The following is a 1,669-nucleotide window of genomic DNA, read 5'->3' on the forward strand; positions in this document are numbered from 1 at the left end:
ATGTCAACGAAACGTATGAGTTTGATGATAAAATGTTCAACTTCAAGAAGAATCCGCCGCTGGTGCCTTATGCAGAGAATGAAGTCGGCTCCTACCGACGTACCTTCAAAGTGCCTGCCGACTGGAAAGGACGCAGGGTAGTACTGTGTTGTGAAGGAGTCATTTCTTTCTATTATGTATGGGTGAATGGAAAATTACTTGGCTATAATCAGGGATCAAAGACGGCTGCCGAATGGGATATTACAGATGTCCTCAATGAAGGCGAAAATGTGGTTGCTTTGGAAGTGTATCGCTGGAGTTCGGGTGCTTATCTGGAATGTCAGGATATGTGGCGTTTGAGTGGTATCGAACGTGACGTGTATCTTTACAGTACTCCCAAACAGTACATTGCGGATTATAAACTGAATGCTTCTTTAGAAAAAGAGAAATACAAAGATGGTATTTTCGGACTTGAAGTGACCGTAGAGGGACATTCTGCTATATCTGGAGCTACTTCTATTGCTTATACCCTGAAAGACGCCGATGGTAAAGCTGTCCTGCAGGGTGCTATCCGGATAAAATCCCGCGGATTGAGCAATTTTATCACGTTTGATGAAAAGAATATTCCCGATGTAAAGGCTTGGAGTGCAGAGCATCCTCATCTTTACACATTAATACTCGAACTGAAGGATGAACAAGGCAAGGTAACCGAACTGACTGGTTGTGAAGTCGGCTTCCGTACCTCGGAAATCAAAGACGGACGTTTCTGCATCAACGGCGTTCCGGTATTGGTGAAGGGAACCAACCGACACGAGCATTCTCAACTGGGACGTACCGTGAGCAAGGAGCTGATGGAACTGGACATCAAACTGATGAAGCAGCACAATATCAACATGGTGCGTAACTCGCATTATCCTACACATCCTTACTGGTATCAACTTTGCGACCGTTACGGTTTGTACATGATTGATGAGGCAAACATCGAATCTCACGGAATGGGATATGGTCCTGCTTCCCTAGCCAAGGATAGTACCTGGCTGACTGCACACATGGATCGCACTCACCGGATGTATGAACGTTCTAAGAATCACCCGGCTATCGTTATCTGGTCATTGGGAAATGAAGCAGGAAACGGAATTAACTTCGAACGTACTTATGACTGGCTGAAATCGGTGGAGAAAACTCGCCCTGTACAGTATGAACGTGCCGAATTGAACTATAATACGGATATTTACTGTCGTATGTACCGCAGTGTAGACGATATCAAAGCATACGTAAAAGAGAAAGACATCTACCGCCCTTTCATTCTTTGTGAATATCTTCATGCGATGGGCAACAGTTGCGGCGGACTGAAAGAATACTGGGACGTATTTGAAAACAATCCGATGGCACAAGGTGGCTGCGTTTGGGACTGGGTGGATCAGTCATTCCGCGAAATAGACAAGAATGGTAAATGGTACTGGACGTATGGCGGTGATTACGGACCGGAAGGAATTCCAAGTTTCGGAAACTTCTGCTGTAACGGTTTGGTGGGCGCCAACCGTGAACCGCACCCGCATTTGCTCGAAGTAAAGAAAGTATATCAGAACATAAAAGTAACGCTGGCGAACCAGAAGAATCTGACTATCCGTGTCAAGAACTGGTATGATTTCTCTAACTGGAATGAGTATGTACTGAACTGGAATGTGAC

At 45.2% G+C, this 1,669-nt stretch carries 1 protein-coding gene; it reads left to right on the forward strand.

Translation table 11 applies throughout. The features are described 5' to 3' along the window. A partial coding sequence (locus AB5935_RS25380; RefSeq protein ID WP_368327802.1) for a glycoside hydrolase family 2 TIM barrel-domain containing protein occupies window positions 1-1,669 on the forward strand: 1,669 nt, incomplete at both ends.

The sequence above is a fragment of the Phocaeicola sp. RTP21198st1_B8_RTP21198_201120 genome (genome assembly GCF_040929485.1).
Classification (GTDB): domain Bacteria; phylum Bacteroidota; class Bacteroidia; order Bacteroidales; family Bacteroidaceae; genus Phocaeicola; species Phocaeicola dorei.